At 57.4% G+C, this 20858-nt stretch carries 18 protein-coding genes; 3 read left to right on the forward strand and 15 right to left on the reverse strand.

Going from position 1 to position 20858, the window contains the following annotated elements; translation table 11 throughout:
• The first annotated feature begins 35 nt into the window (after positions 1-35).
• A complete protein-coding gene (locus AAGD24_RS12930) occupies positions 36-758 on the forward strand; it encodes a DUF2182 domain-containing protein (RefSeq protein WP_199447509.1) in 723 nt (240 codons plus the stop codon).
• On the opposite strand, the gene AAGD24_RS12935 is transcribed toward AAGD24_RS12930, so the two are convergent.
• The 3 genes from AAGD24_RS12935 to AAGD24_RS12945 all read right to left on the reverse strand — a co-directional run bounded on the left by AAGD24_RS12935 (position 752) and on the right by AAGD24_RS12945 (position 3087).
• Positions 752-1861, reverse strand: a complete 1110-nt coding sequence (locus AAGD24_RS12935) for a hypothetical protein (RefSeq protein ID WP_227663865.1) — start codon at positions 1859-1861, stop codon at positions 752-754. The two genes, AAGD24_RS12930 and AAGD24_RS12935, sit on opposite strands and share 7 nt — an antisense overlap.
• Before the next feature lie 15 nt (positions 1862-1876).
• Entirely contained in the window at positions 1877-2215 is a 339-nt protein-coding gene (locus tag AAGD24_RS12940; RefSeq protein WP_087148974.1) for a multidrug efflux SMR transporter, read from the reverse strand.
• A gap of 101 nt (positions 2216-2316) precedes the next feature.
• Entirely contained in the window at positions 2317-3087 is a 771-nt protein-coding gene (locus tag AAGD24_RS12945; protein WP_007154058.1) for a ferredoxin--NADP reductase, read from the reverse strand.
• 119 nt (positions 3088-3206) lie between these two features.
• Here AAGD24_RS12945 and AAGD24_RS12950 point away from each other — a divergent pair, with 119 nt between their 5' ends.
• Positions 3207-4142, forward strand: a complete 936-nt coding sequence (locus AAGD24_RS12950; RefSeq protein ID WP_041333775.1) for a LysR family transcriptional regulator — start codon at positions 3207-3209, stop codon at positions 4140-4142.
• 13 nt (positions 4143-4155) lie between these two features.
• Here AAGD24_RS12950 and AAGD24_RS12955 read toward each other — a convergent pair whose 3' ends face one another.
• Positions 4156-4758 carry a tRNA-(ms[2]io[6]A)-hydroxylase gene (locus AAGD24_RS12955; RefSeq protein ID WP_036205028.1) on the reverse strand — a complete coding sequence of 201 codons (603 nt, stop codon included), beginning with the start codon at positions 4756-4758 and terminating at the stop codon, positions 4156-4158.
• A 194-nt stretch (positions 4759-4952) separates the two neighbouring features.
• Here AAGD24_RS12955 and acnB point away from each other — a divergent pair, with 194 nt between their 5' ends.
• Entirely contained in the window at positions 4953-7547 is a 2595-nt protein-coding gene (acnB, locus tag AAGD24_RS12960) for a bifunctional aconitate hydratase 2/2-methylisocitrate dehydratase (RefSeq protein ID WP_036205853.1), read from the forward strand.
• Positions 7548-7808: 261 nt separating this feature from the next.
• On the opposite strand, the gene putP is transcribed toward acnB, so the two are convergent.
• The 11 genes from putP to plsX all read right to left on the reverse strand — a co-directional run bounded on the left by putP (position 7809) and on the right by plsX (position 20821).
• Entirely contained in the window at positions 7809-9299 is a 1491-nt protein-coding gene (gene putP, locus AAGD24_RS12965) for a sodium/proline symporter PutP (protein WP_085680104.1), read from the reverse strand.
• A 214-nt stretch (positions 9300-9513) separates the two neighbouring features.
• Positions 9514-12693: a bifunctional proline dehydrogenase/L-glutamate gamma-semialdehyde dehydrogenase PutA gene (gene putA, locus AAGD24_RS12970; RefSeq protein ID WP_085680102.1), complete on the reverse strand. Its 3180-nt coding sequence runs from the start codon at positions 12691-12693 to the stop codon at positions 9514-9516.
• Positions 12694-12894: 201 nt separating this feature from the next.
• Complete coding sequence (locus tag AAGD24_RS12975; RefSeq protein WP_085680100.1) at positions 12895-13674, reverse strand: AraC family transcriptional regulator; 780 nt, start codon at positions 13672-13674, stop codon at positions 12895-12897.
• A gap of 67 nt (positions 13675-13741) precedes the next feature.
• Positions 13742-14374 (reverse strand): dTMP kinase, encoded by a 633-nt coding sequence (gene tmk / locus AAGD24_RS12980; protein ID WP_085680098.1) that lies wholly within the window; start codon positions 14372-14374, stop codon positions 13742-13744.
• Positions 14371-15438 carry an endolytic transglycosylase MltG gene (gene mltG / locus AAGD24_RS12985; protein ID WP_085680096.1) on the reverse strand — a complete coding sequence of 356 codons (1068 nt, stop codon included), beginning with the start codon at positions 15436-15438 and terminating at the stop codon, positions 14371-14373. Before mltG ends, tmk begins: the two co-directional genes overlap by 4 nt.
• A 4-nt stretch (positions 15439-15442) precedes the next feature.
• Positions 15443-16258 (reverse strand): aminodeoxychorismate lyase, encoded by an 816-nt coding sequence (gene pabC, locus AAGD24_RS12990; protein ID WP_085680094.1) that lies wholly within the window; start codon positions 16256-16258, stop codon positions 15443-15445.
• Between the two features lie 7 nt (positions 16259-16265).
• Positions 16266-17513: a beta-ketoacyl-ACP synthase II gene (gene fabF, locus AAGD24_RS12995; RefSeq protein WP_085680092.1), complete on the reverse strand. Its 1248-nt coding sequence runs from the start codon at positions 17511-17513 to the stop codon at positions 16266-16268.
• A gap of 115 nt (positions 17514-17628) precedes the next feature.
• Complete coding sequence (acpP, locus tag AAGD24_RS13000) at positions 17629-17862, reverse strand: acyl carrier protein (RefSeq protein WP_007154069.1); 234 nt, start codon at positions 17860-17862, stop codon at positions 17629-17631.
• 132 nt (positions 17863-17994) lie between these two features.
• Positions 17995-18738 (reverse strand): 3-oxoacyl-ACP reductase FabG, encoded by a 744-nt coding sequence (fabG, locus tag AAGD24_RS13005; RefSeq protein WP_007154070.1) that lies wholly within the window; start codon positions 18736-18738, stop codon positions 17995-17997.
• A gap of 16 nt (positions 18739-18754) precedes the next feature.
• Entirely contained in the window at positions 18755-19690 is a 936-nt protein-coding gene (gene fabD, locus AAGD24_RS13010) for an ACP S-malonyltransferase (RefSeq protein WP_075194783.1), read from the reverse strand.
• A 129-nt stretch (positions 19691-19819) separates the two neighbouring features.
• Complete coding sequence (gene plsX / locus AAGD24_RS13015) at positions 19820-20821, reverse strand: phosphate acyltransferase PlsX (protein WP_227517892.1); 1002 nt, start codon at positions 20819-20821, stop codon at positions 19820-19822.
• Positions 20822-20858: the final 37 nt, after the last annotated feature.

Genomic DNA, 20858 nt, shown 5'->3' on the forward strand with positions numbered 1-20858 from the left:
GAGAGACACCTGAGGTGATTTCGATGGAATTGACAATGGCTAAGATTCATTGGTGGGAGCGTGCAGCCATTGGCGCCTCCCTGGGGATTCTGACCGCATTGGCATGGGCCTATATGGCCATGCCAATGACTATGGCGGCCGGTTCAGGTCTGTCATTCCTCGGTCTTGGCACCGTCATGTGGATGGTGATGATGGCCGCCATGATGCTTCCGGGTGCGGCCCCGATGATCATGACCTATATCCGGGTTCACCAGCGCCGGCGCCAGCTCGAGAAGGCCGCGGTACCAACCTGGCTTTTCATGGCCGGGTACCTTGCCGTCTGGGCCGCCTTCGGCGCGGTCGCAGCCGTGGCTCAATGGGCATTGCACGCCAACACCCTGATGACCTCGGCAATGGGGCATCTGGAACCACTTCTCGGGGGCTGCCTGCTGGTTGTCGCTGGGGCTTTCCAGTTCAGCTCTCTAAAACAAGCTTGCTTGAGCAGATGCCAGTCACCCATAACCTTCCTGATGACGGAATGGCGCGACGGCGCAATCGGTGCCTTTACAATGGGAGCCCGCCATGGCGCCTTCTGCACCGGCTGCTGCTGGGCGCTGATGCTGCTAATGTTCGTCGGCGGAGTGATGAACCTGGCCTGGATGGCAGTGCTTGCGCTCTATTTCCTGGCGGAGAAACTGGTGCCCTGGCCGCAAACGTTTAGCCGGATTACCGGCGCCGTTTTGATGGTCGGGGGGCTTTTGGTGGGAACCCTCTACTGAAGGCCGGAAAAATAACCGGGCCTGCGGCCAGCAAGCCGGTAGAGCAGCGCAAGCAGCCCCTTCAACAGCGCGATGGCCGGCCAAAGTAACCAGCTTGCCAGATAGAACAGCGGCACTAGGATCAGCAACCAGCCCGCGAGCTGGACCATCATTGGGGAGACACCCAGTACATCGGCCACCCCGGCAAAAAAGTCGTTGATGATGCTGGGGTGGCCGACCACCAGGTAGCCAGCGCCAATGATCAGGGGCCACTTCGCATAGCGGGCGCTACGGAGAATCAGCCGCCCGCTACCGGTAATACGGGCAGCCAATGCCGCCGAGCGTGTTGAAAACCTGGCCCCCTGGGTCGCCTTTGCCGCCGTGCGACCGGCCCGAAGTACCTTTACGGCACTGGCAAACACCAACACATCCACCGATGCCCAGCCTATGTCACTGGCGGAGATGTCTTCTCCAGTTCGATAATCCGCCTCCAACTGTCGCACGCCGCTGGTGAAGAACTGGGCAACCCCTTCCGTTATCCTCTCGGTCTGTACCCATTGGGTCTGACCATTCCCGTCCACCACGAATTGCCCGAGAAAATCGTGGCCCTCGTTGCGGATGAAGTTCACTGCGTACCAGCCTCGCTGTTCGGGCGTCAAAGACTCCGTTTTTTCCGGCGTCCGTTCGCTCTGGTCCTTGCCGCGGAGCTCAGCAATATAGTCCCGGGCGCGTTCATACTGACGGGCAGCCTTGTTCATCCATTCAATGGAGCTGATGGGCTGGCGAAGGAAGTAGTGAATCGGCGGCAGGGCGTTTTCTCCATAGGTGCGCAACACCTCCTGGAATTCCGGCTCGGACGCATAAAGCGGAAAAACGGCGCGGGCCATGTCAGGGTGTGCCATCAAAGCTGCCTGGGCCTTGAGGAGCAGAAGAGGATCGTCCCCCAGGTCCAGAATGGCGGCCTGGACGTCAACAGGCTCGTCCCCGATACCGTCAAAACCGGGCAATGCCTCCCGGGCCTGAATCGAAATCAGTTTCTGCTCAATGGGTACCGGATCGGAGGCGACACTGGCAATTGCGGCAACCAGCAGCGCGATACCCAGAATCACCATGGCCTTCTTCAAACATCCACCTCTGCCTCAATGCGTTGACCCTATACTGCCTGAGAATACGTTGATTACCATAACGCCGGCAACGATGAGGCCGATGCCGAGGATGGCGGGAAGGTCCAGCGTCTGCCCAAAGAACAGGTAGCCCGCCAGCGCAATCAAGGCCACGCCGGCACCGGCCCACACCGCATATGCCACTCCCACTGGCAAGGTTTTCAGGGTCAACGCCAGGAAGTAGAACGCCAGGATGTAGGACACCACCACAACCAGCGACGGCCACAGACGGGTGAAACCCTCAGAACTTTTTAGAAAGGAGGTTCCGATGACCTCCGCAACGATAGCCACCGACAAATATAACCACTGAATCATTCCACAATTCACCTTTCAGACTGGCGCAAAATGCAAAAACCCCGAAGCTCTCACTTCGGGGTTTTGCGGACATTGGGATCAACCCTGGCGACGCGGAGGATTTACTGCTCCACGAAGGCCCTCTCGATCACATAGTGGCCGAGGTTACCATGGCGTGCTTCCTTGAACCCCATGTTATTGAGGATGGAGCAGGTGTCTTTCAACATGCTGGGACTGCCGCACACCATGAACCGGTCATTTTCCAGGTCAAATTCCGGAAGGTCCAGGTCCTTCGTCAGCTTGCCGTTTTCCATAGCGTCGGTCAGACGCCCAGTGTTACGGAAATCCTCACGGGTGACCGTAGGATAATAAAGCAGCTTGCCATCCACCATTTCACCGAAGAACTCGTTATTCGGCAGCTCCTCGATCTCGGACTGGTACGCCAGCTCGGACTTGTAGCGAACGCCATGGGTCACGATGACTTTATCAAAGGCCTCATAGACTTCCGGGTCCTTGATGATGCTGATAAAAGGTGCCAGACCGGTGCCCGTGCTGATCAGCCAGAGATTCTTGCCCGGCAGCAGGTTGTCCATAATCAGGGTACCGGTGGGCTTGCGGCTGACCATGATCTCGTCACCAACCTCAATTTTCTGCAGACGTGACGTCAGCGGGCCGTCCTGAACCTTGATTGAGAAGAACTCCAACTCCTCTTCATAGTTGGCACTGGCGATGCTGTAGGCACGCATCAGCGGCTTACCATCGGTTTCCAGGCCAATCATTGTGAAGTGGCCATTCTTGAACCGGAACCCCGGATCACGGGTGGTGGTGAAGCTGAAGAGTGTGTCGTTCCAGTGACGAACACTTGTTACACGCTCTTTATTCAGGTTGCTCATGGTATCGCCCGTTCGTTAGCCGTTAGCAAATAAGTAAAAATCATTGTGTAAATAGTAACCCAAGGGTAACCTATCGACAAAATGGGATATTTTCATAACCTTATTCGGAATTATCGATTATGAAGTTTAGCTTCCGCCAACTCGAGGTCTTCCTGGCTGCGGCGCACTTCCAGAACATCACCCGTGCGGCGGATTCCCTGGCCATGTCTCAGTCCGCGGCCAGTAGCGCCCTGAAAGAACTGGAGAGCCAGTTCGATATCCAGCTCTTCGACCGGGTCGGAAAACGACTGCAGCTCAATGAGCTCGGCCGTCTCTATCGGCCAAAGGTCGAGGCTTTGCTGGCCCAGGCCGGGGAACTGGAACAGGCGTTCAGCAAGCATACTGAAGTCGGCGCCCTGAAAGTCGGCGCTACCCTCACTATTGGTAACTATCTGGCTGTTGGCGTCATGGCCCAATACATGAATACCCCTACCCACCCGAAAGTGGCGCTTGAAGTGGCCAACACCCGCACCATAGCCCAGCGCGTCAAGGATTTTGAACTCGACATCGGGCTGATTGAAGGTGAACTGCAATCCTCTGAGCTGGAGGTTATACCCTGGCGAGGAGACGAGCTGGTGGTCTTCTGTTCCCCGGACCACCCCTTTGCCCGGAAGGGTAGGCTTTCGGATGCGGACCTTCGCTCGGCAACCTGGGTGATGCGTGAGCAGGGGTCCGGCACCCGGCAGACCTTTGAGCGTGGCATGCACGGCCTGCTGCCAGACCTGGACATACTGCTGGAACTCGAGCATACCGAGGCGATTAAACGCGCGGTGGAAGCCAACCTTGGGATCGGCTGCCTATCACGGGTGTGCCTTGCCGATGCGTTCAGGCGGGGCAGCCTCGTACCGTTGAAGGTTCCGGAGGAACGACAGTTCGACCGAACCTTCTATTTCATACTGCACAAACAGAAGTATCGGAGCGCCGGCATCGACCGCTGGATTGACCTGTGCGAACAGCTTCAGGATCCACCGCTTCCTGAGGAGCGCGGCCTGTTGTACGACAGGAAATCTTCTTGATTCCGCTCTAAAGTCAGACTGGCCCGCTATGGAACCGGAACTCGGTGTCCGGTGTCTCAATCAGTTGTTGCTCCAGCGCGAGGAAGGTCGCAACCCGATCCTCCACCGAGTTTCCTGCGGCCTGCTCGGCTAATGTCAGGTAGTCACGGTAGTGTCGGGCTTCGGACTTCAGCAGCCCGGTGTAGAAATCTGACAGTGTTGCATCCAGATGCGGTGCCAGCGCCGCGAACCGCTCGCAGGAACGGGCCTCGATAATGGCACCCACGATCAGCACATCCACCAGCCGACCGGGATCTTCTGTGCGTACTTCCTGCCGCAACCCGGCTGCATATCGAGCCGGGCTCAGGTGACCATAACTCACCCCCCGCTTTTTCATGATAGCCAGCACCTGCTCGAAATGACGCAACTCTTCCCGCGCAAGACGCGACATCCTGTTGAGCAGGTCGGTGTTATCCACATAGCGATACATCAAACTCAGCGCCGTGGACGCTGCTTTTTTCTCACAATGGGCATGATCAATCAGCATCAGGTCCTGATTGGCCAGGGCGTTTTCAATCCATCGCTGTGGCGTTTTGCAGGGCAGGAAATCGTGAATCTGGTCGAGGGAATCGGTCATTGTTTACAGCAGGTCGGCTTCTCGGGCACGGCAGTATACCGCAACAAACCACAATATCCGACCACAGTCCAACTTAACTTTATAAGGGGTTTCCTATAGAATGCAGCGCCAACTTAGCGCCTTTTCGCCATAAAACTCCCGCCAGGCAACGACGCCCAAGGCGCGGGACATTCCAACTGATGAGGGTCCATATCGTGTTAGAAGCCTATCGTGAACACGTTGCAGAACGCGAGGCTCTGGGCATTCCCCCGAAGCCTCTGAACGCTGAGCAGACCGCCGCACTGGTCGATCTCCTTAAAAACCCGCCAGCCGGCGAGGAAGAGACGCTGGTCTATCTGCTTGAAAACCGCGTTCCGCCGGGTGTGGACGAAGCCGCTTATGTAAAAGCCGCTTTCCTGACCGCCATTGTTAAGGGTGAAGCAACGTCTCCCCTGCTGGACAAGCCAAAGGCCGTTGATCTGCTGGGCATGATGCAGGGCGGTTATAACATCGCGACCCTGGTCGACCTGCTGGACGATTCTGAACTGGCCGAACAGGCCGGCGAAAAGCTCAAGCGCACCCTGCTGATGTTCGATGCCTTCAACGATGTGAAGGAAAAGATGGACGCCGGCAACGCGGTCGCCAAGGCTGTGGTTGAATCCTGGGCCAACGCCGAGTGGTTCACCAACAAGAAGAAGGTTCCCGAAAGCACCAAGATGGTGGTTTTCAAGGTTACCGGCGAAACCAACACCGACGACCTGTCACCGGCTCCCGATGCCTGGTCCCGTCCGGACATCCCGCTGCACGCCCGCGCTGCCTATAAAATGGAGCGTGATGGCCTGAAGCCGGAAGAGCCCGGTGTTACTGGCCCAATGAGTCAGATCGACGACATCAAAGCCAAGGGCCTGCCCGTTGCCTTCGTAGGCGACGTTGTTGGTACCGGCTCCTCACGTAAGTCTGCCACCAACTCAGTACTGTGGTTCTTCGGTGACGACGTTCCGGGTGTTCCGAACAAGCGCGCCGGTGGCGTGTGCATTGGTAACAAAGTAGCCCCGATCTTCTTCAACACCATGGAAGATGCTGGCGCCCTGGTTTTCGAAGCACCGGTTGACGACCTGAACATGGGCGACGTTATCGACATCCGTCCCTACGAAGGCAAGATCCTGAACGAGGCGGGTGAAACCATCTCGGAGTTCGGCTTCAAGTCAGAGGTTATCCTGGACGAAGTTCAGGCCGGCGGCCGTATTCCGCTGATCATCGGCCGTGGCCTGACCGCCAAGGCGCGCGCAGCACTGGGCATGGGCGCCACAGACATCTTCCGTCTGCCGAATGATCCGGAAGAAGGCACCAAAGGCTTTACCCTGGGTCAGAAGATGGTCGGCAAGGCCTGCGGTCTGGAAGAAGACAAAGGCGTTCGCCCCGGCACTTACTGCGAACCGCACATGACTACGGTCGGCTCCCAGGACACCACTGGTCCGATGACCCGTGATGAACTGAAAGACCTGGCCTGTCTGGGCTTCCAGGCCGACCTGGTGATGCAGTCATTCTGTCACACCGCCGCCTATCCGAAGCCGGTTGACGTGGAAATGCAGCACACCATGCCGGACTTCATCCGCACCCGCGGCGGTGTTTCCCTGCGCCCGGGCGATGGCATCATCCACTCCTGGTTGAACCGCATGCTGTTGCCGGACACTGTCGGTACCGGCGGCGACTCTCACACCCGCTTCCCAATGGGCATCTCCTTCCCGGCCGGTTCCGGTCTGGTGGCGTTTGCTGCAGCGACGGGCGTTATGCCCCTGGATATGCCGGAATCCGTCCTGGTTCGCTTCAAGGGCGAAATGCAGCCAGGCATCACGCTGCGCGATCTGGTACATGCGATCCCACTGTACGGCATCAAGCAAGGCATGTTGACCGTTGAGAAGAAAGGCAAGATCAACGAGTTCTCCGGTCGCATCCTTGAAATCGAAGGCCTTGAGCACCTGACCGTTGAGCAGGCGTTCGAGCTGTCTGACGCTTCCGCTGAGCGTTCCGCAGCCGGTTGTACGATCAACCTGTCTGAAGAGTCCGTGGCTGAGTACCTGCGTTCGAACATCACCATGCTGCGCTGGATGATCGCCGAAGGTTATGGCGACCCGCGCACCCTGGAGCGTCGCGCCCAGCAGATGGAAGAGTGGATTGCCGATCCCAAGCTGATGCGTGCCGACAAAGACGCCGAGTACTCCCACGTTGTGGAAATCGATCTGGCTGACATCAAAGAGCCGATCGTGTGCTGCCCGAACGACCCGGACGACGCCAAGTTCCTGTCCGAAGTCGCCGGCGACAAGGTCGACGAAGTGTTCATCGGTTCCTGCATGACCAACATCGGCCACTTCCGCGCTGCTGGCAAGCTGCTGGAGATGAACAAGGAGCCGCTGAAGACCCGCCTGTGGATGTCTCCGCCTACCAAGATGGACCAGGCGCAGCTGATGGAAGAAGGCTACTTCAACACCTACGGCACCGCCGGTGTTCGCACCGAAATGCCGGGCTGCTCCCTGTGCATGGGTAACCAGGCCCGCGTGGCAGCCAAGAGCACGGTGCTGTCCACCTCCACCCGTAACTTCCCGAACCGTCTGGGCGATGGTGCCAATGTGTACCTGACCTCTGCGGAACTGGCAGCGGTTGGTGCGGTACTGGGCAAACTCCCGTCTCCGGCGGAGTACATGGAGTACGCCAAGGACCTGAACAGCATGTCGAAAGAGATCTACAAGTATCTCAACTTCGACCAGATGGAGAACTACACCAAGAAGGCGTCTGAAGCGAACGTTGCTTAAAACCTGACCTTCTGGTTTAGCTCCATGGAAACGCCAGCCTTCGGGCTGGCGTTTTTTTGTTTGAAGTAAACGTTACGAGTCAGATCGGGCACGGTGTGGGGTGCCTTTTCTGCCGGGGAAAAGGTGTCTGAGCGCAGCGAGTTCTTTTTCCCAGAAGAAAAGGTACCCCGCGGCGGGCCCAGCCCCTTGTAAACAGACCTACAAAAAAGGGGCTCCCGAAGGAGCCCCTGTTCTTACTCAGAGCGTTGAAAACGCGCCTGTTTACCGGGTGATGTGCTGATACTCACCGGCATCTTCAGTAACCGAGCTCACCACCATAATGGCAATGAAAGCAGCAATGAAGCCAGGAATGATCTCGTACACGCCAGGACCACCCATGAACTCACCGTTCCAGCCCAGAGAGATCCAGATCATGACAGTCGCAGCACCCACAACCATGCCTGCGATGGCGCCAGCGCCGTTTGTGCGCGGCCACATCAGTGACAGGATAATCAGCGGGCCAAATGCGGCGCCGAAGCCTGCCCAGGCGTTACTGACCAGGGCCAGAACCTGAGAGTTCGGGTCGGAGGCAATAACCGCAGCTACCAGGCCTACCAGTACAACACACACACGGCCTACGCCGACGCATTCTTTGTCGGTCGCTTCTTTACGCAGGAACAGGCGATAGAAGTCTTCGGTCAGTGAAGAAGACGACACCAGCAGCTGGCTGGAAATGGTACTCATGACTGCAGCAAGCAGTGCCGCGTAGAGGAAGCCTGTGATCAGCGGATGGAACAGCAGGTCCGAGAGCAGGATAAAGATCGTTTCCGGATCTTCGATATTCATACCATTGCGAATCGCGTACGCCCGGCCAAACACACCGAGGGAGACGGCGCCAATCAGGGAGATAAGCATCCAGGACATGCCGATGTTGCGGGCAGTCGGTACTTCATCCAGCGTACGGATCGCCATGAAACGCACAATGATGTGTGGCTGGCCGAAATAGCCCAAACCCCAGGTTACCGCAGACAACCAACCGATGAGCGTCAGGCCTTCCGTCCACGACAGTAGCGTAGGGTCGACTTCGTTCAGGGTTTGGGACGCCTGGGCGAAACCACCGCCGCCTTCACCAAAGAGGACAACCGCCGGCATGATGACCAGTGCCAGCATCATGATGCAGCCCTGTACGAAGTCCGTCATGCTTACTGCCAGGAACCCGCCGACCACGGTGTAGGCCAACACCACACCCAGCGTGATGACGATACCAACCGCATAGTCGCTCAAACCACCGAAATTGAAGATGCCGGAGAACGCACTCTCAAACAGCTTGCCGCCCGCAACCAGGCCGGATGCCGTGTAAACCGCGAAGAAGACAACGATGACGATGGCTGACACGGTACGCAAGGAAAGCGCCTGTGTCGGGAACCGGTTGGCCAGGAAGGACGGGATGGTAATCGCATTGCCATAGTGAACCGTTTGTTCTCGAAGACGTGGCGCTACCAGGGTCCAGTTAAAGAACGCGCCCACAAGCAGGCCGATACCGATCCAGGCCGAACCCAGGCCCGATGCAAACAGCGCCCCGGGCAACCCGAGAAGCAACCAGCCACTCATGTCCGAAGCACCAGCCGACAGGGCCGCCACCTTTGGACTGAGGGCTCGCCCACCCAACATGTAATCTTCGGATGAAGACGTAGCTCTGCGCATGGCATAAACGCCGATGGCGATCATGAGCGCAAAGTAAGCAAATAGACTGATCCAAACTCCAATAGCCATGAAACTCCTCCAGTTCAAATGGACGGAATCAACTCCGACCGTTTAGCGCGCTTACCACGGTGAACCCGGTAGTCGCACCCTTTGTTTTTTTGACTCGCTAAACTACTCACGTCATTAAGGCGCTACGGCTTACAACGCCTGCCTCCCCATCTCAATACTTACCTCCTATCGTTCAGGTTTTCGTTCCGCACTGCCTTGTGAGCAAAGCGCCCTATCAAACCTTTTCAATGCCAAGCGACAACAGTGACGCGTTTCCACCCACCGCTGTGGTGTTGATGGTGCGGGTTCTCTCCGTCGCAAACCGTAGCAGGTAGTGCGGCCCGCCAGCTTTGGGACCGGTACCGGAAAGTCCCCGCCCCCCGAAAGGCTGAACACCAACAACCGCGCCAATCTGGTTTCGGTTAACGTAGGTATTGCCCACTTTTACCCGCCGCTCGATATAGGCCGCTGTGGACTCACTTCTGCTGTGAATACCCAGGGTAAGTCCATAACCCGCCGCATTAATTTCATCGATCACATCGTCCAGCTTCTCTGCAGTGTAGCGGACTATATGGAGAACAGGGCCGAAGTGTTCGTCTTTCAACTCGTTGATACTTGAAATGGCGTAGGCGGACGGTGGAACAAAGTAGCCGTCGCGGCAGGCCTCCGGTATTGGCGCCTGCGATACCAACCTGGCATGTTTACCAAGCTCGGTCAGATGGGCTTTCAGACCATCCCGCGCTTCTTGATCAATCACCGGTCCGACATCGGTGCTGTGACGCTCAGGGTTGCCGACCGTCAGTTCCTGCATGGCGCCTGCCAGCAGGCTTTCTGTGCGCTCAGCGACCTCTTTCTGGATATAGAGCACACGCAGTGCCGAGCAACGCTGCCCGGCACTGGCGAAAGCGGACTGGATGACATCTCTGACCACTTGCTCCGGCAGCGCACTGCTGTCCACAATCATGGCATTCTGTCCGCCGGTCTCGGCGATGAGGGGCACAATTGCCCCCTCACGCTGCGCCAGAGTGCGATTGAGTATGTGCGCTACCTGTGTAGAGCCGGTGAAGGCGACGCCGGCAATTCTGGGGTCCGGGGTCAGTTTGCCGCCGATTGTTGCGCCATCACCGGGTAAAAATTGAATCACGTCGGGTGGGAAGCCAGCTTCCAACATCAGCTCAAAAGCCCGTTGAGCAACCAGACTTGTCTGCTCCGCAGGCTTGGCGATAACAGCATTTCCTGCCACCAACGCCGCCATCACCTGGCCAGTAAAAATAGCCAGGGGGAAATTCCAGGGGCTGATGCAGAGGAAGACGCCCCGCCCTTCCATGTAAAGCTCATTGCTCTCGCCCGTGGGGCCAGGTAGAGCCAAGGCCTTGCCAAAGCGGGATCTGCCCTGGAGGGCATAATAGCGACAGAAATCGACGGCTTCGCGCACCTCGTCGATACCATCCTGTATGGTTTTCCCGGCTTCACGGCAGCAGATCGCCATCAGCTCCTGCATATTTGCTTCCATCAGCTCGGCGTATCGCTCGAGACAGGCGGCACGATCCTCCACCGGACGCTCCCGCCAGGAAACAAAACCTTCCGTTGCAACGACCAGGGCTTCTTCCGCCTGGGCTTCGGTCGTCCAGTACACCTGACCAACGTGTTGGGAGCGATCGTAGGGCGCATGGATATCACTCCGCGCTCCGTCCCGGCGCTTTTCGCCGCCAATGACCGGTGCAGCTTCCCAGCGTTTCTTTGCCCATTGGCCAAGATGATTCAGCAACGGATCCAGATGAGCCGCTACATGGATATTCATCCCTTTGGAGTTGCGCCGCTCGTTGCCAAAGATATCGACGGGCAATGGAATTCGGTCGTTGGGCAGTGAGTCGTATCCCTGCAGTTCCTGAACCGGATTCTGCACCAGAGCCTCTATGGGCGTTGCCGCGTCCACCAACCGGTGAACAAATGAGGAATTTGCCCCATTCTCCAGCAGCCGTCGTACCAGATACGGCAACAGATCCTTGTGAGCTCCCACAGGGGCGTAGATGCGAACCGGAAGATTGTTGTCCTCAAGGATGCTGTTGTAGAGGGCGTCTCCCATACCGTGCAGGCGCTGGAACTCGATCCTGCGCCCTTTGTTCCTCGCCATGGTCAGAACCGAGGAAACCGTATGGGCGTTGTGGCTCGCAAGCTGCGGATACAACGCTCCTTCGGTGTAGTCACTCAGCAAATAACGCAGACACGCCAGATAGGAGGTGTCGGTAGCCTCTTTGCGCGTAAATACGGGGTAGCCCTCCAGGCCCAACTGCTGGCAGATTTTGATCTCGGTGTCCCAGTAGGCCCCTTTGACCAGGCGAATGGGGATCTCGTCACCCTGCTGTTTCGCCAGTTTGGTCAACCAGCACAATACCGGCAAAGCACGCTTGGAATAGGCCTGGATAACCAGGCCAAAACCACCCCACCCCTTTGCAACCGGTGATGTAAATGCCTTCTCAAACAGCTTTAGCGAGATTTCCAGCCGATCCATTTCCTCGGCATCGATGGTAATGGATACCTTCTTTTCCCGCGCAAACGTCAGCAGGTCAATGACTGTTGCGTAAAGCTCTTCCAGAACCCGCTCTTCCTGGGACGCCTCGTATCGAGGGTGCAGGGCTGATAGCTTGATGGAAATTGAGGGCGCTGGTGCCCGGCTGTCCGGGTAGGTATCGGTTCCCACGGACTCAATGGCATCCATGTAGTCCTTCAGGTAACGGTCAGCGTCGCCCCTGGTCATTGCCGCTTCGCCGAGCATGTCGAAGGAGTAGGTGTAGCCCAAATCCCGGTACTCGCGGGCGTTCCTCAATGCTTCGTCGATATCCCGTCCGAGCACGAACTGTTTGCCCATAATGGCCATGGCCTGGTACATCGCGCTCCGAATGACCGGCTCGCCACTACGCTTGATAAGACGCTTCCAGATACTGGACGGGGAACCGTCCAGTCGTTTATCCATCTTGACCACACGACCAGTCAGCAGCAGCCCCCAGGTGGAGGCATTGACCAGGGTCGACTCACTGCGGCCCACGTGCTTCTTCCAGTCAGCGTCCGACAGCTTGTCCTGAATCAACGCATCGGCGGTGTATTTGTCGGGGATACGCATCAACGCCTCGGCCAGACACATCAGCAGAATGCCTTCTTCGGTATCCAGGCTGTATTCCTGCAGCAGTGCGTCGACCATATGGACGGAGTCGTCCTGCTCGCGGACCTTTCTGATCAGGCTCGTTGCCGTTTCAGTGACGTCTCGATGTTCAGAAGCATCGCTTTGGGCAAGGGGGATCAGTTCGTTGAGGTAACGTGTTTCGTCGACGGCGTAGTTGGCAGTAATCGCTTGCCAGAAGAACGACTTTGGCTGTTCCTGAAATGCAGGCTCGAGCACCTTGCTTGCATTGAACATCTGAGCGCCTCGCCGACGGTTCCCGTCTATGGCCGGGCCCCTCGAACTTTTATTATGGTTGGGTCAGGCAACGCGTACGTACCGTACTGCGCTGTGACGTGATCAGCTACCCTGTTAAGTTAGTATTACTACGGACTTCAGGCTTACAAAATCCTACGATTCTTTTGTAAATTCGTCCGAAAATGAGGCTTTTTTAACAAATCAGGCGACTTTGTCACCAAAACGCAACCTGGAGGGCGTCGTACCCTTGTGTTTTCTGAGCGCGTTGGTGAGGGCACTCTGGGAGGAAAATCCAGTCCGGTAACTGATTTCGGAGACCGAAAGGGATGTCATGGTCAGGAATTGCACGGCCTGGTCAAGCCGGGTCTGGAGCAGAAACTGGTGGGGGGTAATACCCGTCACATTACGAAACATCTCGTGGAAGCGGCTGACACTGAGGCAGGCCACACCGGCAAGATCGCTCACCGTTATCTTTCGCTGGATATTCTCCATGATGTAACGGCGGATCGTGTCGGGGCTGATGGCATGGCGGTTCTGGCGAACCTCCCTGCCTTCGTTCATGCGCCCGGCCATGCAGTGCAGGATGCTTGCCCCCATGTGCCGCTGCATATCCTGATTATCCGGCGAGCGATCGAACTCTCCCGCCACGAACTGAACCAGCCCTTGCAGCTTATTGTCCAGAACCAGTGTGCGCGGCCGCTCAAACAGAGGCGCGAGTGTTTCATACTCACTGTGCCCAGGACTATTGATGGCCGGCATGTAGGGATCGAGGTTGATAACCAGAACATGGTTCTGCAGATCACCACAGTAATCGTGGCGCGCTTCAGTGGGCACCAGGCAGGCTCGCCAGGTGTCCAGGTGTGAACCTGTTCCATCCACACTCAGGTCGGCCTCTCCACGAACACCGACAACAATCTGATGATGCTCGTGACGATGATGGTGTGAAGCGGTGGGAAGCTTGAGCAAACGTGCGTCCAACATGCCCGCGATCCGGAAATTTCCTGAGAATGTAGCTCAATTAAAGCAGATCATCGGCAAACTTGCACGACTACGCCCGATTCACCAGACTCCGAAGCAGGCCCGCGACCTCGTCGCTAACCGCCTCAACCGGCTGGGAGGCGTCCACGATGTGATAACGGCCCGGCGCGCTGGCGGCGCGAGCAAGATAGGTCTCGCGTATTCGCTCAAAAAACGCTACCGCTTCCTGTTCGAACCTGTCCAGATCCCCCCGATGGCGGGCACGGGTCATACCGGTTTCCACCGGTGCGTCCAGCAGGATAACGTGATCCGGGCGCACCGTGCCCTGCACCAGGCTTTCCAGTAACGCTATGCGATCGGCGGGCACACCACGCCCTCCCCCCTGATAGGCAAAGGTGGCGTCGGTGAACCGGTCACACAGAACCCAGCGACCAGCCTCCAATTCAGGAAGAATACGCGTATGAAGGTGTTGCGCCCTGGCGGCGAACATCAGCAGCAGCTCGGTGGTTTCGTTCACGGGCTCATCACGCGGCGCCAGCAACAGCTCGCGGATGGACTCCGCCATCGGGGTGCCGCCGGGCTCTCGGGTTACAACGCATTCAACGCCAAGCGCGTCCAGCGTACTTGCGGCGTTCGCCAGTTGAGTGGACTTACCAACCCCTTCCGTACCTTCAAAGGTAATAAACTGCCCTCTGCGGGTCATTGGCCACCCTCTTCCGCTGTTGTATCCGGAGACGGAGCTGGAGAGGAACGGTAGTCTGAACGGCGGTTGAGCTGAAACGCCCTCACGGCCTTCTGGTGCTCCGCCAGGGTTTTCGAAAACTTGTGGGTACCATCGCCACGCGCCACAAAGTAGAGCGTATCGCCTTCAGCCGGATTCAGCGCCGCATGAATCGCTTCCCGGCCGGGCAACGCGATGGGCGTGGGCGGAAGTCCGTCGATCCGATAGGTATTGTAGTCAGTGTGGGTTCGCAGATCCTTGCGAGTGATACGCCCCTGGTATTTCTCTCCCATCCCATAGATGACCGTAGGATCGGTCTGCAACCTCATACCTTTCTCCAGGCGCCGGACAAAGACGCCGGCCACTTCCTCCCGCTCATGAACCGCACCGGTTTCGCGCTCAACGATCGACGCCATAATCAGAGCGTCATAGGGAGAATCGTAAGGCAGGTTTTCAGCCTTGGCCTGCCATTCCGTCGCAAGCACCTCTTCCATTCGCTCAAAGGCCCTGCGTAACAGATCAAGGTCGGTTTCACTGCTGGTAAACAGATAGGTATCCGGAAAGAAGCGGCCTTCAGGATGCGACCCGTTGGCACCCATCTCTTCCATGATCCGGTCGTCGGTCCAGTCGGCGGTCACCTGCCCAAGACGCTCACTGCTGGCGAGCGCGGCGCGCATGTCACGGAAGGTCCAGCCTTCAATAAACTGAATCTGCCAGTGTTTGGTGTCACCGGCGACCATCGCATTGATCATGTCGAGACTGGTCATGCCATCGGTGAACTCATATTCGCCAGCCTTTAATAGCGCCTGCTCCGGGTAAAGACGACCATGAATCTTCAGCCACAGACTGTCGCCCACAAGGCCTTCCGCTTCGAGTTTACGCGCAACCTGACCGTAACCGCTCCCGGAGGGCACGCTGAACAGAACCGGCTCATCCAACGCTACAGGTTGCTCAAGGGTCTGAAGCCCCTGCCATAACCAGAGACCACCCCCGGCAAGCGCTAGGACGGAGAGACACAACACACAGATGAGTAACTTCTTGAACAAGCTTTTATTCCAAAGTTTTCAGAGGGTCGCAGATTGTCTCAAGCTCATCATCAACTGGCAAATCAACGCTGCCCAATCTGCGAACCGCGACAATACCGACAACGCTGTTGACGAGATACACTCCGCGCAGCCCCGGCGACGACAGCAATTCGGGCGGGATGATCTGCTCCCGGATGGTATGGCCGGATGCGTGCAGACACTCAAGGGCGAACTGCCGCATGACGCCGGCCACTGCAAGGCTCTCAACCGGAGGGGTTACCCACTCTCCCTCCATCCTGATAATGAGGTTGGTTCGCGTCCCCTCAAGCAACTGCCCGTCGGCGTTCGCCATGATCAGTTCGAATTCCTCGCCACTGAACTCACGGCTTGCCATCACCTGCTCCAGCCGGTTCAGGGTCTTGATACCCGCCAGCCTCGGATTCACGGTGAGTGGAAACTTGGACAGCGCTGCAACCACTCCTCCCGGCGGGGGAAGTATGGGCATCGGAGAGGAGGTGACAATCAGGCTTGGCTCACACTCGACAGGAGACCGATAACCTCGCCCGCCACTCCCTCGAGTGAGGACGAGCTTCAGCACCCAGTCGTCGCCGTATTGGGACGCCAAATCGCAACCCGAGCGGCTAATTTCAGCATCCAGGTCACTGCGCTCAACCGGAATGCCCAAGCGGCCGGCATCGGCCACCATACGATCCAGATGGTATGAGCGCAGCACGGCTTGCCGGCCACGCATACGGATGGTTTCAAACAACCCATCACCGTAGGCCAACCCCCGGTCTGTCGCTGAAACTCCATTGCCGTCGGGGCGAATAACGTTCAACACAACCCGGTCAATCCTCGTAACGACGGAAAATTAGGGTGCCGTTTGTACCACCAAAGCCAAAAGAGTTGGACAACGCAACCCGGACATCAGCTTTGCGGCTCTTACCGGCCACAAAATCCAGGTCACAACCATCATCGGGATCGTCAAGGTTGACGGTCGGCGGCAGCATACCTTCCCGGATCGCCAATACCGAGAAAATCGCCTCAACGGCCCCGGCAGCGCCAAGCAAGTGCCCGGTCATGGATTTGGTGCTGCTGACAGCCAACTTGTAAGCGTGGTCGGCAAATACCGATTTCACGGCAGACACTTCTGCCAGGTCTCCCACGAGCGTCGAAGTGCCATGGGCATTGATGTAGTCGATGTCGTCGGCGCCGAGCCCGGCATCGCGAATCGCATTCTTCATGGAGCGCGCGGCACCCTCACCGTTCTCTGGGGGAGCAGTTATATGGAACGCATCGTCGCTCATACCGAAACCGATCACTTCGCCATGAATGGTGGCACCACGGCGTTTCGCGTGCTCGAGATCCTCCAGCACCAGCACGCCGGCGCCGTCGCTGAGCACAAAGCCGTCCCGGCCACGATCCCACGGCCGGCTGGCCTTTTCCGGGTCGTCATTGCGGGTGGACAGCGCACGCGCTGCCGAAAACGCGGCAATTGAGCTTCGGGTGGTGGCCATTTCCGAACCGCCGGCCAACATCACATCGGCATCACCGTAAGCAATGGTGCGCGCTGCATAGCCAATGTTATGGGTGCCGGTCGTGCAGGCTGTCACGATGGCGATGTTTGGGCCCTTATAGCCAAAGCGGATAGCCACGTTTCCTGAAATCATGTTGATTACGGAGGCTGGCACAAAGAAGGGAGACACTTTTCGCGGCCCGGACTTCTCCATCGTGATCACGTTCTTCTCGATGTATTCAAGACCGCCTATGCCTGAGCCGATGGCAACCCCTACCCTTTCACGATCAAGATCGGTGTAGTCATCAAGACCACTGGCATCTACCGCCTGTTGAGCGGCGATCAGGCCGTAATGAATGAAGGCATCCAGTTTTCTGGCGTCCTTCGTGGACAGGTACGGTTCAATATCCAGGTTCTTGATGCCACCGCCGATTCGTGTGTTGTATCCGGTGGTATCAAAACGGTCGATTCCGGCAATGCCGCTGCGACCGGAACAAATGCCGTCCCAGGACGAATCCACATCGTTACCCAGTGGCGAGAGCATTCCCATGCCTGTGATTACAACACGTCGTTTAGCCATACCCCTTCACCTGAGTTCCTTGCTGATCATGGACTGGAATTCCTGCCAATAAAAAAGCCGTCCGATGTCTAGTCACATGGACGGCTTTTTGCCTGGCGATAAAGCGTGCAGAGTATCAGGTGTGCGCGACGATGTAGTCGATCGCGTCCTGGACACTCGCCAGCTTTTCCGCTTCCTCGTCGGGAATCTCGGTCTCGAACTCTTCTTCGAGTGCCATGACCAGCTCAACGGTGTCCAGTGAGTCAGCGCCAAGGTCCTCTACAAAAGAAGATGTGTTCTGAACTTCGGACTCTTTAACGCCCAACTGCTCACAAACGATCTTCTTCACGCGCTCTTCAACTGTACTCATAATGTCCTCACTTTTGTGTCAACCAAGCAACTTAAGTGCTGCCAGTTTAGTTTAAACCATACCTGCAAACAAGCAGGGGTTCCATTCAAACATGTTGTGCGACAAGGGTTTGCGCACACGTCCCCGCAGGGACTATCCCATGTACATACCGCCGTTCACGTGGATCGTTTCGCCCGTCACGTAACCAGCGGCCTCCGACGCCAGGAAGGCAACCACCGCAGCCACTTCTTCCGGCTCACCCAGACGACCGGCAGGTATGACTTCCATCATAGCCTCGCGTTGCTTGTCGTCCAGTTTTCGGGTCATATCCGTATCGATAAATCCGGGCGCTACGCAATTGGCGGTAATGCCCCGGTTCGACATTTCTTTCGCCAGGCTGCGGGTAAAACCCTCAACTCCGGCCTTGGCAGCGCAATAGTTGGCCTGTCCGGGGTTACCCATACCAGCCACAACCGAGCTGATATTGATCACCCGACCCCATCGCGCCTTGGCCATTCCCCGCAATACGGCCTTGCTGGTCCGGTAGACGCTGGACAAGTTGGTTTCCACCACCGACGCCCAGTCATCGTCCTTCAGCCGCATCAGCAGATTATCACGAGTGATCCCTGCGTTGTTGACCAGGATCGCCGGCGCACCGGCTTTCTCGTTGATTTCCTTCAGGCCAGCCTCGATGCTGTCTGGGTCGGCGACGTTCATTACGATACCGAAACCCTTCGCGCCTGCTGCTTTCAGGTCAGCGGAAATCGACTCGGCGCCATTCTCACTGGTTGCCGTACCGACCACCATGGCGCCCTGATCTGCCAGCGCCTTTGCAATGGCCTTTCCGATCCCGCGAGTTGCACCCGTTACCAGCGCTGTTTTGCCTTCAAGAGACATGTGTTGCTCCTATTTATTACTGTCCAAATGCCTCTGACGCCTTTGCCAGCGCATCCGGCTCGTCAATGCCGTAAACCGACAATTCACGGTCAATGCGCTTCGCCAGCCCTGCAAGGACTTTACCGGCGCCGCACTCTACAGCGATCCGCACATCATTTGCCACCAGTTTACGAACGGTATCGGTCCACAACACCGGAGAGTATAGCTGCTTGACCAGATTAGCCTTGAGGGATTCACTGTCCTGGGCGACGGAAGCGGTAACATTCTGAACTACCGGGATGACAGCATCGTTAAACGTTACTTCGTCCAACGCGGTTGCCAGTTCCTCCGCGGCTCCCTTCATCAGGGCACAGTGGGAAGGCACACTCACCGGCAATGGCATGGCCTTGCGGGCACCTCGGGCCTTGCAGGCTTCGATGGCGCGTTCAACCGCTCCAGCAGCACCAGCAATCACTACTTGCCCAGGGGCATTGAAATTGACGGCGGCAACCACGTCACCATTCGCCGCCTCGGCACAGGCGGCGGTTACGTCGTCGTCTTCGAGACCAAGAATGGCTGCCATCTTGCCTTCGCCGGCTGGCACGGCGGCCTGCATGAGCTCGCCACGCAGTTGCACCAGTTTAATGGCATCAAAAAAGTTCAGGCTTTCCGCTGCAACCAGCGCACTGTACTCACCCAGGCTGTGCCCGGCGACAAAGTCAGGCGCCTGACCTCCTGCTACAAACCACTGCCGCCAGAGCGCGACGCTCGCCGCCAACAGCGCTGGCTGGGTAACCGTGGTCTGATTAAGCTCTTCCGCAGGGCCATGCTGGCACAGGTGCCAGAGATCATACCCCAGTACATCGGAGGCTTCGGAAAACGTTTTTTCTATGATCGGCCAGTTCTCGGCTGCTGCTCCCAGCATACCGACAGACTGCGATCCTTGTCCGGGAAAAATAAAGGCTGATTTCATAGTGGGAATCTTACCGTCAATGAGGGGTTACGGGAGATTAGCCAATAGTACAACCTGGGGGCCGATCCAGCCAATCTAGCAAAAATGGGGAGAGACTTTAGTCTCAGGGACAGGTTAAGGCTTGAGCGCTCAGATCATCAGGTCATCGAGACGGTCGTTTATGCGGCTGGGCACTTCCAGCTCAACTTCACGAACCGCCTGACGTATGGCGGCCAGCATGGCGCGCTCGTTGGCGTTGCCATGGCTCTTTATCACCACCCCTTGAAGGCCAAGGAGACTGGCACCGTTATGCCTTGAGGGGTCCATAAGCCGGAGCAGCCGTCCGATGATCGGCCGCGCGAAGAAGCCGACGCACTTGCCGTAAAACGTTTTCGTAAAGGCTTGTTCCAGCAACTCAATCAGCAGACCGGCAACGCCCTCACCCGTCTTCAGGGCAATATTCCCGACGAAACCGTCGCACACCACCACATCCGCCACGTCGCGGAACAGATCACTGCCCTCGATGTATCCGATGTAGTTGATGGTATCGCACTGGGCCAGCATGTGAGAGGCAAGCCGCACTTGCTCATTGCCCTTGATCTCCTCTTCGCCAACATTAAGCAGAGCGACTCGAGGTTCTGGCTGATTGCAGATGGCCGATGCCATCAGTGAGCCCATCAGTGAGTACTGATAGAGGTTTTCCGCAGTGGAGTCCACGTTGGCGCCCAGATCGAGCACGTGGCAACGCCCCCGAAGCGACGGAATCAGTTTGGCGATTGCAGGGCGCTCAATACCCGGGTACATACGGATAACAGAACGGCCGAACGCCATGAGCGCGCCGGTATTGCCAGCACTGACACAACCTTGAGCAACGCCATCGCGAACAAGCCCCAGCGCCACGGCCATGGACGAATTGCGTTTGTGGCGAAGCGCATGGGAGGGCCGCTCATTCATCCGCACGACATCGGCAGCTTCGACGATACGAATTCGCGAGTGCCCAGGATGCAACAAAGCCTCTAGCTCACTCCGGATTCCTACCAGAACGAGACTCAAGGCTTCGTTTTCTTTCACCGCATCCAGTGCAGCGGAGGCCACAACATCGGCTCCGCGATCACCACTCATGGCGTCAATTGCGATGGTGACCGGCTTCACCGTTCCTCCATCTCGCACTGGCGGGTGGATTGCTCGC

Source organism: Marinobacter sp. M5B (genome assembly GCF_042604615.1).
GTDB lineage: Bacteria > Pseudomonadota > Gammaproteobacteria > Pseudomonadales > Oleiphilaceae > Marinobacter > Marinobacter salarius.

What these genes read in the sequence shown, in the direction of transcription:
- fabF (WP_085680092.1), bottom strand. Translation starts at nt 17,513, where the DNA reads ATGGCTAAACGACGTGTTGTAATCACAGGCATGGGAATGCTCTCGCCA.
- putA (WP_085680102.1), bottom strand. Translation starts at nt 12,693, where the DNA reads ATGTTCAATGCAAGCAAGGTGCTCGAGCCTGCATTTCAGGAACAGCCA.
- tmk (WP_085680098.1), bottom strand. Translation starts at nt 14,374, where the DNA reads ATGACCCGCAGAGGGCAGTTTATTACCTTTGAAGGTACGGAAGGGGTT.
- acpP (WP_007154069.1), bottom strand. Translation starts at nt 17,862, where the DNA reads ATGAGTACAGTTGAAGAGCGCGTGAAGAAGATCGTTTGTGAGCAGTTG.
- AAGD24_RS12945 (WP_007154058.1), bottom strand. Translation starts at nt 3,087, where the DNA reads ATGAGCAACCTGAATAAAGAGCGTGTAACAAGTGTTCGTCACTGGAAC.
- fabG (WP_007154070.1), bottom strand. Translation starts at nt 18,738, where the DNA reads ATGTCTCTTGAAGGCAAAACAGCGCTGGTAACGGGTGCAACTCGCGGG.
- fabD (WP_075194783.1), bottom strand. Translation starts at nt 19,690, where the DNA reads ATGAAATCAGCCTTTATTTTTCCCGGACAAGGATCGCAGTCTGTCGGT.
- AAGD24_RS12930 (WP_199447509.1), top strand. Translation starts at nt 36, where the DNA reads ATGGCTAAGATTCATTGGTGGGAGCGTGCAGCCATTGGCGCCTCCCTG.
- AAGD24_RS12975 (WP_085680100.1), bottom strand. Translation starts at nt 13,674, where the DNA reads ATGTTGGACGCACGTTTGCTCAAGCTTCCCACCGCTTCACACCATCAT.
- AAGD24_RS12955 (WP_036205028.1), bottom strand. Translation starts at nt 4,758, where the DNA reads ATGACCGATTCCCTCGACCAGATTCACGATTTCCTGCCCTGCAAAACG.
- AAGD24_RS12940 (WP_087148974.1), bottom strand. Translation starts at nt 2,215, where the DNA reads ATGATTCAGTGGTTATATTTGTCGGTGGCTATCGTTGCGGAGGTCATC.
- AAGD24_RS12950 (WP_041333775.1), top strand. Translation starts at nt 3,207, where the DNA reads ATGAAGTTTAGCTTCCGCCAACTCGAGGTCTTCCTGGCTGCGGCGCAC.
- putP (WP_085680104.1), bottom strand. Translation starts at nt 9,299, where the DNA reads ATGGCTATTGGAGTTTGGATCAGTCTATTTGCTTACTTTGCGCTCATG.